This is a genomic window from Amorphus coralli DSM 19760, assembly GCF_000374525.1.
Classification (GTDB): domain Bacteria; phylum Pseudomonadota; class Alphaproteobacteria; order Rhizobiales; family Amorphaceae; genus Amorphus; species Amorphus coralli.
This window is the reverse complement of record NZ_KB894575.1, coordinates 118105-132615: the sequence shown is the minus strand read 5'-3', so window position 1 is coordinate 132615 and position 14511 is coordinate 118105. Positions and strand designations below refer to the sequence as shown.

Genomic DNA, 14511 nt, shown 5'->3' with positions numbered 1-14511 from the left:
CAACCATAGCGTGATGCTTGTATTCAGCATCAGAACCCGTTTGCTGGAACTCTGTGTTCAGCAGCGATTCATGTCTGTGAGAGGCATGGACCGGCGGTTGATGGTTGGCGCTGGTATGCGCCCCGGGCCTGGGGGGGCCGAATGACAGCATCAGGCAAGGGGCGACGGTCTTGGCAAGCGGCTCTCTGGTTCGGGCTGGCTGGGGTCGTGACGTTGATGCTGCCTTTCAAGGTTGGACCGGCGGCGGCGCAGCCGTGTCCCGGCGCCGTTGATTCAAATCGCACAATCAGCACATCCGAGACGTGCTCCTTCAGAAGTCTATATGTCGGGGACGATGCCACGCTGACGATTGAGGGCGGTGGCACGGCGTCGAGTGCCACGGGCACACTGATAGGCTTTGAGCAGACCGGCAACGGCGCGATGATTGTGACAGGCAGCGGGTCGTCCTTTGCGCATGTCGGGGGGCCGTTCAACATCGGCGAGGCGAACACGGGCACGTTGACAATCGCCGAAGGGGGCAGCGTCTCCGTCGTCAACGGTTCCGGTCTGGTTGCGCTTGCAGGCGGTCCTGCAGGGTCCGGCACGCTGATCATCGGGGCGGTGGAAGGGGAGGCTGTGGTTGCACCGGGCACGCTGTCGGCAAGCGCACTGAATTTCGGCGCTGGCACCGGCACGCTGGTCTTCAACCACACCAGCGACAGCTACACCTTCGCGACCCGGCTCACCGGAGGATCGGGCACAGGCGCCGACATCGATCACCTGGCCGGCGCGACGATCCTGTCCGGCGACAGTTCGGGCTATGCCGGGGTCACAACGGTCTCTGGCGGTACGCTGCAGGTGACAGGTGGGCTTGGCGGCGACACCGTCACCGTCGGAAATAGAAATGGTGACGTGGCTACGCTGAGAATTGCGGATGGCGGCGAGGTCACGAACGGTGAGGGCACCATCGGCGACGATGCAGGCTCCGATGGAACGGTGACAGTCACGGGCGCTGGTTCGACGTGGACCAATTCAGACGACCTCTACGTTGGCTACAGCGGAACCGGGAAGCTCACCGTCTCGGACGGTGGAAGCGTCTTCAATGAGTATGGAATACTGGGCGACGATCCAGGGTCCGATGGCACTGTATCGGTGACGGGCGCCGGCTCGACCTGGACCAATTCCGAAGTCGTCGATGTCGGTAGCAGCGGAACGGGCAGGCTCACCATCTCGAACGGCGGCACGGTCTCAAACACGATTGGAAATATTGGCTACCGGCAGGACTCCGATGGCACGGCGACGGTGACCGGCGCCGGCTCGACCTGGACCAGTTCCGGCTCACTCCGTGTTGGGAGCGAAGGCACGGGCACCCTGACCGTGGTCGACGGCGGCAGCGTGTCCGTTACAGGTGCCCCGGCTCAGCTTCTTATCGCACTCCTGGGCTCGTCGACCGGCACATTGAACATCGGTGCGGCGGCAGGCGATGACGCTGCTGCACCCGGCACCGTGTCGGCGAGCGCACTGACCTTCGGCGGCGGTGACGCGACGCTGGTCTTCAATCACACGAGCGACAGCCACACCTTCGCGACCCCGATCGGTGGCGGATCGGGCACAGGCGCCGACATCAATCACCTGGCCGGCACGACGATCCTGTCCGGCGACAGTTCGGGCTATGCCGGGGACACGACGGTCTCCGGCGGTACGCTGCAGGTGACGGGTGCGCTTGGCAATCCCACCTCGTCGCTGACGGTCGGTACCGGCGGCACGCTGGGCGGCACCGGTACCATCGGTGGCGACGTAGCGGTTAACGGAACACTGTCACCGGGCGCCAGCCCGGGCACTCTGACGGTGGACGGTGATCTCTTGCTGACGTCCGGGTCCACCAGCACCTTCGAGCTGAATACACCGGACGTGTCCGGCGGAGCGACCAACGATTTTGTCTCCGTCGGCGGCGACCTGACGCTCGCCGGCACGCTCGAAGCCAGCGTGGGCTCGGCTGGCTACTACCACCTGTTCGACTATGGGGGCCTGTTCAGTGGTTCCTTCGACACGGTGACCGTCAGCGGCGTGGGATGGATCAGCAGTTCCATCGACACATCGGTCCCGGGGGAGATCAATCTCACCGTGGCCAACGATGCGCAGACGCTACTCTTCTGGGACGGCGCCAACACCACCGCCAGCGGGGCGGTCAACGGCGGGACCGGCACCTGGGATGCGGTAACGACCAACTGGACCACCAGCAACGTCGACAGGAACGGGCCGTGGAATTCGTCCGTCGGCGTGTTCTCCGGGAAGGCCGGCACGATGACGGTGTCCAGCACCGAGGCCTTCGACACGCTGCAGTTCAAGACGGATGACTACCGGATTGAAGGCGGCACGCTGGCGCTTTCGCCGGCCTCCGGCGCCGCCGGCATCGTCAACGTCGATGCAAACGTCACCGCGACGATTGCCTCGACGATCGCCGACGGCACCGGAACGCAGTTCACCAAGCAGGGCTCCGGCACGCTGGTGCTGGAGGGAACGAACACCTACACGGGCGCGACGACGATCGCGGCGGGGACCCTCAAGGTTGCGTCTGATGCGGCGCTCGGCGCCGACGGTGGCCAAATCACTATGGCCGGCGGGACGCTCGAGGTCTCCGAACGCTCCTTCAATTCCAATCGTCGGGTGGAGATCGTCGTCGCCGAAGCCAATGTCGCCGTGGCCGCCGACCGGGTCCTCGGACTCGAGGGTGAAATTTCGGGCACGGGTCGGCTCATGAAGTCCGGCGACGGCGAACTCAGGCTGACCGGCAACAACACCTACACCGGCGGAACGGGGGTCCAGGGCGGCAAACTGTACGGGACGGCCAGCTCGATCAGCGGCGATGTCGTCAACGCCGGCACGGTGGAGTTTGCGCAGGCGACGGACGGCACCTATGCCGGCACGATTGGCGGGATGAACGGCATGGCCGGACAGATGGTCAAAACAGGTGCCGGCACGCTGACGCTCACAGGCGCGAGCAGCCTCGACTGGACGATCGACGAAGGGGCGCTGAAGGCCTCCGCCGAGCGCTTCGAGGGCGATGTGGCGATCGCTGCGGATGCGGCGCTGACGCTGGAACAGGATACGGTCGCGGTCTACAGCGGAACGGTGCTCGGCGAAGGCCTTCTGCAGATCGCCGGCGGCGGCGTGACCCTGGCATCCGACTCCTCGGCGTTCGAGGGCACTGCCATCGTCAGGGACGCGGAGTTTCGTCTTGCCGGCGATCTCGGCGGCACGTTGGTCCTGGAACAGGCCGCGGTCCTCGCCGGCAACGGCACCGTCGGCGACACGAGTGTCGAAGCTCTTGCCGCCATCGCGCCGGGCAACTCCATCGGCACGATCAACGTCGCGGGCGACATCACCTTCACGGCCGGGTCCACCTACGAGGTGGAGACCGACCCTGCGTCCTCCTCGGCCGATCTCATCGCGGCGAGCGGAACCGTTACCCTGTCGGGCGGCACGGTTGAGCATGTCGGCGAGGCCGGCGACTATCCGCTCCAGGCCCGCTACATCATCCTCACGGCCGATGGCGGCGTCGTAGGACGCTACGACAGCGTGACCACCGCCCTCGCCAATCTCGACCCGGCCCTGCTCTACGGATCGGATCTGATCGAGCTGGTGCTCACCCGCACCGACGTGACCCTGACCACGGTGGGAGGGACGCCCAACGAGCGGGCAACGGGCTTCGGCGTTGCCAGCCTCGGCATGGACGAGGCCATTTATGACGCGGTGGTGGGGCTGACCCCGAACGAGGCCTCCGGAGCGCTGGCGCAGCTCTCCGGCGAGATCCACGCGAGCCTGAAGACGGGGCTCGTGGAGGATTCCAGGATCGTGCGCGAGGCGGCGATGAGCCGGCTGCAGGGGGCGTTCTCCAGCTTTGCGGAGCCGGTCTGCCCGGAGGTGAACGGCGCGGTGGTGCCGCTCACCGACGGCGAGCGGGCGGCGCTCGCCACGCGCGGGTGCTTCGGTCCGTCCAGCAGCTTCACCGCCTGGGGCGAGGGCTTCGGCTCGTGGGGCACATCCGACGGCAACGGCAACGCCGCAACGCTCGACCGCGACACGGCCGGCTTCCTGGTGGGCGGCGATGCGGCGCTGGGTGCTTACGGCCGGGCCGGCTTCCTCGCCGGCTACCAGTCGTCCAGCTACGACGCCGATGCCCGGTCGTCCTCCGCCGATGCGGAGCTCTATCATCTCGGCGTCTACGGCGGCACCGCATGGCGCGGCCTCAATCTCCGCGCCGGCGCGGCCTATTCCTGGGCCGACATCGACACGGCGCGCTCGGTCGCCTTCACCGGCTACTCCGACTATCTGACCGGCTCCACCAATGGCGGCACGGCGCAGGTGTTCGGCGAGGCGGGCTACGAGGTGGTCACCGGGCCGGTGGCGGTCGAGCCCTTTGCCGGCCTGGCCTATGTGAGCGTCGCCACCGATTCCTACACGGAGACCGGCGGGTCGGCGGCGCTCGCCATCCAGAGCGACACGACCGAGGTGACCTATTCGACCCTTGGCCTGCGTCTCGGCGCCGACCTGCCGGTGGGCTTCGCGCGCACCCGGGTGACGGGGCTTGTCGGCTGGCGCCACGCCTACGGCTCCCTGGATCCGGCGGCGACCAACGCGTTCGCCGGCGGCGATCCGTTCACCGTGGCGGGCGTGCCGATCGGGGAAGACGTTGCGGTGCTGGGCGCCGGCCTCGACGTGGACCTCGGCCCGGTCCCGTCCATGGGGCTCGCCGGCGCCACCCTGGGCGTTGCCTATGACGGCCAGTTCGGCTCGGGCCTCTCCGACAACGCCGTCACCGGACGGCTGACGCTCAGGTTCTGAGGCGGACGCTATCGCAGTCGGACGAGAGCAAGGCCGCGGTCGCCCGCGGCCTTGTCCGTCCCTGCGCGGCGACGCCGCTTTACCGCTTCAGCCGCTCGGCATGCCAGTCGAGGTGATCCTCGATGAAGCTGGCGATGAAATAGTAGGAGTGGTCGTAGCCCTCCTGGCGCCTGAGCGTCAGCGGGATGCCGGCGGTCTCGCAGGCCGCCTCCAGAAGCTCCGGCTTGAGCTGGCTCTCCAGGAACCCGTCGGCGAGCCCCTGGTCGACGAGGATGTCATCGACCCGGTGCCCGTCGGCAATCAGCGCGCAGGCGTCGTAGCGCCGCCACGCCTGCCGGTCGTCGCCGAGATAGCCCGGCAGCGCCTTCTGCCCCCAGGGGCAGTTGATCGGCGAGACGATGGGTGCGAAGGCCGACACCGCCCTGAACCCGTCCGGGTTGCGCAGCGCGATGGTGAGCGCGCCGTGGCCGCCCATGGAATGGCCCATGATGCCCTGGCGCGAGAGATCGACGGGCAGCGCCTCTCCAACCGCCTTCGGCAATTCGCTCTCGATGTAGCTCGCCATCCGGTAGTTCGCCGCGAACGGCTCGACGGTGGCGTCGACATAGAAGCCGGCGCCGAGGCCGAAATCGTAGGCCCCCTCGGGGTCGTCCGGCACGCCCTCGCCGCGCGGGCTGGTGTCCGGCGCGACGATCGCCAGGCCGTGCTTCGCAGCCATCCGCTGGGCGCCGGCCTTGGTGGTGAAGTTTTCCTCCGTGCAGGTCAGGCCCGACAGGAACCAGACCACCGGCACCGGGCCAACCTCGGCGGCGGGCGGCAGGTAGACGGAAAAGCGCATCTCCGTGCCGGTCTCGGCGGACGCGTGCTTGCAGACGAGCTGGGTGCCGCCGAAGGAGCGGGCGCTCGATACGGTCTCGATGGTCATCGCGTCATCCTTTTTCGCTCACTCGATTTCGCGCTGCGGGTGTGCCCTCGAGTGAGGCGCGTAAACGTGCTCGTCGTGAGCAGCTAGGCTTCGGTCTGGAGCCCCCTCATCCCGATTTGGTCGGGATGAGCGGTGTCTGGGGCGGGTGTCCACTGACCCAACTACGGCCTCAACGGATCGCACCCACCAGCCCGCGACCGCGCGTCGGCCGAGCAAAGCCCGAGCGAAGTGGGGACCGGTCCGCCTTTCGGCTTTGCGCCTAGAAAAACCCAGGCCGCCCTCGCGGAGCGGCGAGCGCAAGCGAGTTCGGCGTGAGCGCAAACAACCCGCGCCCCGCGGAGCGGTGTGCGAAGCGAACGCGCGTGAGCGCGAACTATCCTCCTGCGCAAATCCCGGACGGAAAACCGGTTCCCACTTTTCCTGGGATTTGCTCAGTACTGAATCACCGAGCGAATCGACTTGCCCTCGTGCATCAGATCGAAGGCGGTGTTGATCTCGTCCAGCGGCATGGTGTGGGTGATCAGATCGTCGATGTTGATCTTCCCCTCCATGTACCAGTCGACGATCTTCGGCACGTCGGTGCGGCCGCGCGCGCCGCCGAAGGCGGTGCCTTTCCAGACGCGCCCGGTGACCAGCTGGAACGGCCGGGTGGCAATTTCCTTGCCGGCTTCCGCGACGCCGATGACGATCGATTCGCCCCAGCCGCGGTGGCAGCACTCCAGCGCCTGGCGCATCACGTTGGTGTTGCCGGTGGCGTCGAAGGAGAAATCCGCGCCGCCGTCGGTCACGTCGACGATGGCCTGCACCACCTTGTCGCGACCCACCTCGTCCGGATTGATGAAGTCGGTCATGCCGAACTTCTCGGCCATGGCGCGCTTGGCCGGGTTGATATCGACGCCGACGATCTTGTCGGCGCCCACCATGCGGGCGCCCTGGATCACGTTGAGGCCGATGCCGCCGAGGCCGAACACCACGACGTTGGCGCCGGGCCAGACCTTGGCGGTGTAGATGACCGCGCCGATGCCGGTGGTCACGCCGCAGCCGATGTAGCAGATCTTGTCGAAGGGGGCGTCCTCGCGGACCTTCGCCACCGCGATCTCCGGCATCACCGTGAAGTTGGAGAAGGTGGAGCAGCCCATGTAGTGGAACAGATCCTTGCCGCCCATGGAGAAGCGGCTGGTGCCATCGGGCATCAGGCCCTGGCCCTGGGTGGAGCGGATCGAGGTGCAGAGATTGGAGCGCTGCGACAGGCAGGTTTTGCACTCGCGGCACTCGGGCGTGTAGAGCGGGATCACGTGGTCGCCCGGCTTCACGCTGGTCACGCCTTCGCCCACTTCTCGCACGATGCCGGCGCCCTCGTGGCCCAGGATGGATGGAAACAGGCCTTCCGAGTCAGCACCCGACAGGGTGTAGGCGTCGGTATGACAGACGCCGGTGGCCATGATCTCGACCAGCACCTCGCCCGCCTTCGGGCCGTCCAGGTCCACGGTCTCGATCGCGAGCGGCTCTCCGGCCTTCCAGGCGATGGCTGCTTTGGTCTGCACGTGCGTCTCCTCGAAAACGAACTCGGTTGGGCGACGGCCGGGTCGCCCCTCGCGCCATCCTTAACACGGAAGGGTCAGGCTTCGTCGAGACGGGAAAGCGGCAGCCGCGCCTCGTTCGCGGCGGCTTCCATCTCTCCGGCGAGGCCGTGGAGGCGAAACCGGGCAATGGCCGGCAGGGCAGTCAGAGCGGGGTCGGCGCTGCCCGCAACGATGAGCCGGGTCGCCATCCAGGCGGACAGCGCGCACCAGCCGGCCTTGAGATAGCCCATGGCGCCAGCCTCGCCGGCGCGGGGTGTGTCCTCCAGCGCCAGCATCTCCGACGACAGGCGCTCGAACCGGGAAACGATTGCCTCCGCCGCGCGGGCTGCCTCGTCATCGACCGGGCGGCACGCCTCGATTTCGGCCGCCGCGCGCGCGAGAAAGACGATCAGGCCGCGGCCCTTCTCCCGCCACAGACGACGGGCCAGGAAATCGAGCGCCTGGATGCCCGAGGTTCCCTCGTAGATTGCCAGAACGCGGGTGTCGCGCAGGGCCTGTTCCACCCGCCATTCGGTGGTGTAGCCGGCGCCACCGAGCACCTGGATCGCGCCGCTGGCGGTATCGAATCCGGCCTCGGCGCCGAAGGTCTTGGCCATCGGCAGGGCCCAGGCGACGAAGGCGGCATGGTCGGCTGCGGCGGCCTCGTCGGCCTCGCGGCGCGCAAGATCCATGGCGACGCCGAGTTCCAGGATCGCAGCGCGCAGGATCTCGGTGCGCGCCTCCATCGCGAGGAGCTGCTGGCGCACATCGGCATGTTCGATGATGGCAACAGGCCTTTCGTCGGGCGCGCCGCCCTGACGCCGGTCTTTTGCGTAGGCAAAAGCGGTGTCTGTGGCGCGGACGGCGACCCCCAGCCCCTGGCAGGCGGTCAAGAGGCGCATCTGCTCGATCATGGCGAAGAGCTGCGGCAGGCCGCGACCCTCCTGGCCGAGCAGCATGGCCCTGGCCTCCTCGAAGCTGAGCGCGCAGGTGGGCGAGCCGTGCAGACCGAGCTTCTCCTCGATGCGCGAGACGATCACGCCGTTGCGGGCGCCGCCCTCCAGCGTGTCCGGCACCAGGAACAGGCTGAGGCCGCGGGTGCCGACGCCGTCGCCGGTGCGGGCCAGCAGGCAATGACCGATCCGCTCGGTCACGTCGTGATCGCCGAAGGAGATCCAGATCTTCTGGCCGCTGACGCGCCAGCTGCCATCGTTGCCCTTTACAGCGCGGGTGCGAATGCGGCCGACGTCGGAGCCGGCGTCGGGTTCGGAGATGCAGATGGTGGCGCCCCATTCGCCGGAGACGAGGCGCGGGATCCAGTCCTTTGCCGTCTCATCGTCGGCAACGGCAGCAAGCAGATGCGACGCGGCGCGGCTGGCGCCGGCCAGCATCATGAAGGCCGGGTTCGCACCCTCGAAGAAGGGCCCGCAGGCGGCCTGCAGGGCAATGGGCAGGCCCTGGCCGCCATGGTCCTCGCCGATCTCCAGGCCGAGCATCCCGGCTTCGCCGATGGCCCGGTAGGCTTCGCGGTAGCCGGCGGGCGTGACGACGCGGCCTGCCTCGATGCGGCAGCCCGTCCGGTCGGCAATCGGGTTCAGCGGCGCAACGACGGCTTCGGCGATCTTGGCGGCTTCGGAGACGAGGGCGGCCACCGTGTCGCGGTCGGGAACGGCCGTGATCTCTGCAAGCCGGCTCCAGCCGGGCGTGGCGGCAAGCAGGCCGGTGACGCGGGCGGGATGGTCGCGGGGGTCGGAGAAGACGCTCATGTCGTTAGCCGGCTTGTTTCGGGACAGGCGGCTCGCGCCGTCGAGGCGGTGGATGCCGCGCGCGACGTCTTGCCGAGGCCGTGGTCCCGCGGGGCGGAGTATGCGCGCGGCCGCCACCCTGCCGCGCACCGGGTTCTGCGCACTCTTGCGCGCTTCTGCGCGATTTTGCGCAGCGCGACGAGAGCCCGCGCAGTGGCCTCCGGGATATCCGTCCCGACGCCGATGACGATGGCAGCCGTCTGATCGATCCTCACGCCGGGGGCTCCCTGCGGGCGGCGCGAACGACCCGCGGGTCATCGTCGGCATAGAGCGCCTCGGCCAGGTCGGCGCGATGGCGGAGCATGGCGCGCTGGTTGATGGAGCCCTTGTCGGTGATCTCGCCGCGGTCGAGCGACGGTTCGTCCTGCAGCAGGATCACCCGCTTCACCCGCGTCGCCGAGCCGGTGGCCTTCTCGGCGTGGGCGGCAAGCAGGTCGGCAAGGCGGGCGCGGACGGCCGGATGGGCAAGGATCTCGGCATCGCAGAGGTCCGCCTCGTTCGGCACCAGGGTTCGCAGTTTCGGCATGAAGGGCAGGAGCAGCGCGCCCAGCTCGTGCCGGTTCTCGCCGGCGATCACGGCGTCGCGGGCGAGCCCGTCGAGATCGTTGACGAGCGTCGCCCTGAGCGCGCCGACGGCGACCCACGTCCCCGTCTCCAGCTTGAAGTTCTCCGCCAGCCGGCCGTCGAAGAAGAAGCCCTTTTCCGGATGGCCGGGCACGGCGAAGCGCAGCGCGTCGCCGAGCCTGTAGAAGCCCTCCTCGTCGAAGGCCGCCGCCGTCTGCTTCGGATCGCGCCAGTAGCCCGGCGTGATGTTGGGCCCCTTGAGGCGGGCCTCCAGCTTGTCCTGGTCGGGCACCAGCTTGAGGGTCACGCCCTGCGCCGGAATGCCGACATTGCCGGCGCGCTCCTGTTCCTCGGTGCACTTCAGGGCGAATGGCCCGGTCTCGGTGGAGCCGAGGCCGGTGGCGAGCAGCACCCGGTGGCCGATGGTCTCCACGGCGAGTTCATTCAGCCGGTCCCAGGTGTGCTGGGCCATGCCGGCGCCGGCGTACATCATCAGCTTCAAACGGGAGAAGAAGGTCTGTCTCAGCGCGTTGTCGCGCTGCATCGCCTCGACCAGCATCTCGTAACCGGCCGGCACGTTGAAGTACCAGGTGGGCGCGATCTCGCGGAGATTGCGGATGGTCTCGCCGATGAGCTTCGGCGTCGGCTTGCCGCCGTCGATATAGTAGGTGCCGCCGTTGTAGAGGACGAGGTTGAAGACCTTGTTGCCGGCGGCCGTGTGGTTCCAGGGCGCCCAGTCCACCACCACCGGCGGTTCATCGCGCATGTAGGCGTAGCAGTCGGCGACCATCTCCTGGTTGGAGGTGAGCATCCGGTGGGTCTGGATGACCGCCTTGGGCGAGCCGGTGGTGCCGGAGGTGAACAGGAACTTCGCCACGGTATCGGGGGTGACGGCGGTGTGCGCTCGGTCGACGGCCTCAGTCGCCTCGGTCGCGACGACGGCGTCAAAGCCGATGCAGGGTCGGCCGGGTACGGGATTGCGTTCCACGACGACGGGCACGTCGTCCGGCACCACCGCGTCGATGGCCCGGGCGAAGCGGGCGCCATCGGCGGCGAAGATCAGGCCCGGCGTCATGCGGTCGACGATGTCACGCAGCTTGGAATGATCGTCGGAGACAAGCGAGTAGGCGCTGGAAATGGCAGCGGAGGCGATGCCCACGTGCTGGGCGCCAAGTGCCATCAGGGCGTGGGCGATGCCGTTTTCCGAAAGGATCAGGACGGGTCGCTCAACGGACAGGTCGCGCTCGAGGCAGAACTGGCCGATGGCGCGGACCGACCGCAGTGCCTCGCCATAGGAGACGCGGCGCCAGTCGCTGCCATCCTCGCGCTCGGCCATCCAGGTGCGGTCCGGATCCGTGCCGGCCCAGTGGAGCAGGCGGTCGGTGATCGTATCGGGGTGAGGCTGCAAGGGATCGGCGCGCCAGACGAGGATCGTGCCATCGTCGCGCTCGGTCCATTCGATCGTCGGTGACCACAGCTTGACGTCCCGCAGGCCGGGCTCCGCCATTGTCTCCCTCCCGATGCTTCTTCCGGCCGATGCCTTTCGGAGATCCTTGACTCGATCCACACAGATTGTCTACTAGGAAACAAATTTTTTGTAGACAATTCACGTGCAGGTCGATCTGGCCGGAAGACCGCGTGCGTGAAGCCGCAGGGAGGCGACGGCTTGATGCAGGATCGTGCGGACAAGGGCGTGGACGTGGAGTTCGTGTCTTACGAACTCAGAGGTGAAGTTGCGCTCATCGGCCTCAATCGGCCGGACAAGCGCAACGCCATCAGCGACCGCTTCATCGAGGCGATTTCGAGCGTTGTCGAACGCGCCCAGTCGGAGGCGAAGGCCGGCGTCATCTTTGGCCATGGTAATCATTTCTGCGCCGGCCTCGATCTCGCCGAACATGTCCAGAAGTCGCCCATCGAAGGCGTGAAGGGCTCGCGCCGATGGCACCAGGTGTTCGCCCAGATCGAGCACGGCGTCATTCCGTGGATCTCCGCCCTGCACGGCGCTGTGGTGGGCGGCGGCCTGGAACTGGCCGCTTCGACCCATATCCGCGTCGCCGACGAGGGCGCCTTTTTTGCGCTGCCGGAAGGCCAGCGCGGCATCTTCGTGGGCGGTGGCGGATCGGTGCGCATCGCCCGGCTGATGGGGGCCGCCCGAATGGCCGACATGATGCTCACCGGCCGGGTGATCTCCGCGGAGACCGCGGAGCGCTGGAACGTTGCGAGCTACGTCGTGGAGAGCGGCAAGGCGCTCGACAAGGCGATCGAGCTCGCCACCGCCGCGGCCGGCAACGCCAGCCTCTCCAACTACGCCGTGATCCACGCGCTGCCACGCATCCAGGACATGGCGAAGGAGGACGGGCTGTTCGTGGAATCCTTCATCTCCGCCTTTACCGCCACCAGCCCGGAGGCCGAGGAGCGACTGCGCGCCTTCCTGGAGAAGCGGGCCAAGCGGCTCGACGTGCCGAAGGGGAACGGGTGATGGACGCCACGCTCGAGCGCCCGTCGAGCGTCGACGAGGTCCGCCTCGGCGAGATGCACCATGCGCTCGGCTTTCTGGTGCGCCTGGCGCAGCTCAAGATCTACGAGCGCTTCTTCGAGATGCTGGGCGAGCATGACATGCGCCCCGGCGAGTATTCGGTGCTTTCGGTGATCGCCGAGAATCCCGGTATCCGGCAGGGCGTGCTCGCCCAGAAGCTCATCATCAAGCGCGCCCATATCACCAAGCTGGTGCGCGCCTTCGAAGACAAGGGTCTCGTGTCCCGTCGCATTCCCGACGAGGATCGCCGGGTGGTGGAGCTGACGCTCACCCGGAAGGGTCACGCCTTCCTCGATGCGCGCCGGCCGCTCTTCAGCGAGTTCGAGAAGGTGGTGCCGGAAGGCATGAGCGTGGCGGAGCGCGACCAGCTCGTCCGGCTCCTGCAGAAATATCTCGGGCTGGCTGAAAGCGAGGACCGATGAACGTCGACGATCTGATCGCCATCGACATTCACACCCACGCGGAAGAGCCCTGCTGCGGGCCGCGGGACGACGGCTACGACGAGTTCCAGGCCGCGATGGCGACCTATTTCCGCAATCCGGCCGGCAAGGACGGCATGTTGCCCACCGTCCATGACACCGCCGCCTATTTCCGCGAGCGCCGCATCGGCTGCGTGATCTTTCCCGTTGATGCCGAGCGCGAGACCGGCTTCCGGCGCTACGCCAACGAGGAAGTGGCGCAGATCGCCGCGGAAAATGCCGACATCATGATCCCGTTCGCCTCCATCGACCCGGCCAAGGGCAAGGCCGGCGCTCGCGAGGCCAGGCGGCTGGTGCGCGAGTTCGGCGTGCGCGGTTTCAAGTTCCATCCGACGCTGCAGGGCTTCTACCCCAACGACCGCTCGGCCTACGTGCTCTACGAGGCGATCGCGGAGGAGGGGGCGATCACGCTCTTCCACACCGGGCAGACGGGGGTTGGCGCCGGCATGCGTGGCGGCATGGGCATGCGCCTCAAATACTCCAACCCGATCTACCTGGACGACGTGGCGGCCGACTTCCCGGACATGCCGATCATCCTGGCGCACCCGTCCTTCCCCTGGCAGGAGGAGGCGCTGTCGGTCGCGACCCACAAGCCGAACGTCTACATCGACCTGTCGGGCTGGTCGCCGAAATATTTCCCGCCGATCCTGGTGAAGTACGCCAATTCGCTTCTGAAGAAGAAGATGCTGTTCGGCTCCGACTGGCCGGCCATCACGCCGGACCGGTGGCTGGCCGATTTCGAGCAGATCGAGATGAAGGACGAGGTCCGTCCGCTGATCCTCAAAGAGAACGCCCGCCGGCTTCTCGGTCTCTGATCGGCGTCGAAAGGCTTGGAGGCGGATCAGAATCACGTTAAGGTTGTGATTGGGTCTCCTTTCGGCTCTTGGTGCCATCCCTCACCGGCATCGCAGGGCCGACCTGGCGGGATGCTCCTCCTCCCGCCACGCCCGCCCGGACCTATCCCCCTTGCGCCCGGGCGGGCGAATTTTTGCCCGGTGCGGAACGCGGCCCTGTCGACGTCGACCCATTGTGGACCCGTGCGATCCCAATTTTGCCGACCGCAGAAAATGCTCTAGAGCAGGATCGAAACCGGCTCGGGAGATCCGGGTCAGGCGTATGTGTGGCGGCGGGTTGTCGCAAATCAGGGGGATCCGGCATGGCGATGACGATCGACGGGACTTGGGAGCCGGGTGGACGGCGCGTGAAAAGGCTTTGCGGCTGGCTCGCGGCCGCCGGACTGGCGTTCGTGCTGGCGGTGATCGCACCGGCGGGGCCGGTCGAGGCCCAGGACCAGACCCAACCGCCGGCGGACGCTGCCGCCGCGCCCGGCGGCGAGCCGGACGCGCCCTGGTCGGCACGCTGCATCGCGCCGCACCGTGACGCGCCGCTCAACTGCCAGATCGAGCAGCGCGCGGTGGTGACGGAAACGGGGCAGCTGCTGCTTCTGGTGACCATCGCCGTGCCGGGCGAGTCGCGCCAGCCGGTACTCACCATTCGCGCCCCGCTGCAGCTCTTTCTCCCGGCCGGCGTGCGGGTCGACATCGACGGCCGCAACGCCGAGAAGCTGGAATTCCGCACCTGCGACCAGCAGGGCTGCTATGTCCGTACCCCGATCTCCAACGCCACGCTGGACGCGATGTTCAAGGGCCTGAAGCTGAACATCATCCTGGAAAGCTTGAACAATCAGCAGCTGACCGTGCCGATGTCGCTGAGCGGCTTCACCGAGGTCTACAACAAGGTCCGCTAAAGCGTCTCCAGGCGAAGTGGGAACCGGTTCGCCGTCCGGAGACGCGAGGGAAAGGCCCTGGTCTCCGGG

The 14511-nt window shown here is 67.5% G+C and carries 9 protein-coding genes; 5 read left to right on the top strand and 4 right to left on the bottom strand.

What is annotated here, in order from left to right; genetic code table 11:
- Positions 1-141: 141 nt before the first annotated feature.
- Complete coding sequence (locus C507_RS22525) at positions 142-4824, top strand: autotransporter domain-containing protein (RefSeq protein ID WP_083923603.1); 4683 nt, start codon at positions 142-144, stop codon at positions 4822-4824.
- 79 nt (positions 4825-4903) lie between these two features.
- Here the strand turns inward: C507_RS22525 and fghA are convergent, their stop codons facing one another.
- The 4 genes from fghA to C507_RS0115730 all read right to left on the bottom strand — a co-directional run bounded on the left by fghA (position 4904) and on the right by C507_RS0115730 (position 11187).
- Complete coding sequence (fghA, locus tag C507_RS0115745) at positions 4904-5749, bottom strand: S-formylglutathione hydrolase (protein WP_018700678.1); 846 nt, start codon at positions 5747-5749, stop codon at positions 4904-4906.
- Positions 5750-6180: 431 nt separating this feature from the next.
- Entirely contained in the window at positions 6181-7293 is a 1113-nt protein-coding gene (locus C507_RS0115740; protein WP_018700677.1) for an S-(hydroxymethyl)glutathione dehydrogenase/class III alcohol dehydrogenase, read from the bottom strand.
- Positions 7294-7367: 74 nt separating this feature from the next.
- Positions 7368-9077, bottom strand: coding sequence for an acyl-CoA dehydrogenase family protein (locus C507_RS0115735; protein WP_018700676.1), 1710 nt, complete (start codon positions 9075-9077; stop codon positions 7368-7370).
- Positions 9078-9327: 250 nt separating this feature from the next.
- Positions 9328-11187 carry a feruloyl-CoA synthase gene (locus C507_RS0115730; protein ID WP_018700675.1) on the bottom strand — a complete coding sequence of 620 codons (1860 nt, stop codon included), beginning with the start codon at positions 11185-11187 and terminating at the stop codon, positions 9328-9330.
- Between the two features lie 162 nt (positions 11188-11349).
- On the opposite strand from C507_RS0115730, the gene C507_RS0115725 reads away from it, so the two are divergent.
- The 4 genes from C507_RS0115725 to C507_RS0115710 all read left to right on the top strand — a co-directional run bounded on the left by C507_RS0115725 (position 11350) and on the right by C507_RS0115710 (position 14442).
- The gene (locus C507_RS0115725; RefSeq protein WP_018700674.1) at positions 11350-12159 is read left to right on the top strand and encodes a crotonase/enoyl-CoA hydratase family protein; all 810 of its coding nucleotides are present in this window, start codon (positions 11350-11352) and stop codon (positions 12157-12159) included.
- Entirely contained in the window at positions 12159-12638 is a 480-nt protein-coding gene (locus tag C507_RS0115720; RefSeq protein ID WP_018700673.1) for a MarR family winged helix-turn-helix transcriptional regulator, read from the top strand. The genes C507_RS0115725 and C507_RS0115720 overlap by 1 nt, the downstream gene beginning before the upstream one ends.
- The gene (locus C507_RS0115715) at positions 12635-13510 is read left to right on the top strand and encodes a 4-hydroxyphenyl-beta-ketoacyl-CoA hydrolase (RefSeq protein ID WP_018700672.1); all 876 of its coding nucleotides are present in this window, start codon (positions 12635-12637) and stop codon (positions 13508-13510) included. The genes C507_RS0115720 and C507_RS0115715 overlap by 4 nt, the downstream gene beginning before the upstream one ends.
- A 341-nt stretch (positions 13511-13851) precedes the next feature.
- On the top strand, positions 13852-14442 hold the full coding sequence (locus C507_RS0115710) for an invasion associated locus B family protein (RefSeq protein ID WP_018700671.1): 591 nt from the start codon (positions 13852-13854) through the stop codon (positions 14440-14442).
- Positions 14443-14511: the final 69 nt, after the last annotated feature.

Bases quoted from the DNA above. Each gene is read 5' to 3' on its own strand.
- C507_RS0115725 (WP_018700674.1), top strand. From the start codon at position 11,350: ATGCAGGATCGTGCGGACAAGGGCGTGGACGTGGAGTTCGTGTCTTAC.
- C507_RS0115735 (WP_018700676.1), bottom strand. From the start codon at position 9,077: ATGAGCGTCTTCTCCGACCCCCGCGACCATCCCGCCCGCGTCACCGGC.
- C507_RS0115730 (WP_018700675.1), bottom strand. From the start codon at position 11,187: ATGGCGGAGCCCGGCCTGCGGGACGTCAAGCTGTGGTCACCGACGATC.
- C507_RS22525 (WP_083923603.1), top strand. From the start codon at position 142: ATGACAGCATCAGGCAAGGGGCGACGGTCTTGGCAAGCGGCTCTCTGG.
- C507_RS0115720 (WP_018700673.1), top strand. From the start codon at position 12,159: ATGGACGCCACGCTCGAGCGCCCGTCGAGCGTCGACGAGGTCCGCCTC.
- fghA (WP_018700678.1), bottom strand. From the start codon at position 5,749: ATGACCATCGAGACCGTATCGAGCGCCCGCTCCTTCGGCGGCACCCAG.
- C507_RS0115710 (WP_018700671.1), top strand. From the start codon at position 13,852: ATGGCGATGACGATCGACGGGACTTGGGAGCCGGGTGGACGGCGCGTG.
- C507_RS0115715 (WP_018700672.1), top strand. From the start codon at position 12,635: ATGAACGTCGACGATCTGATCGCCATCGACATTCACACCCACGCGGAA.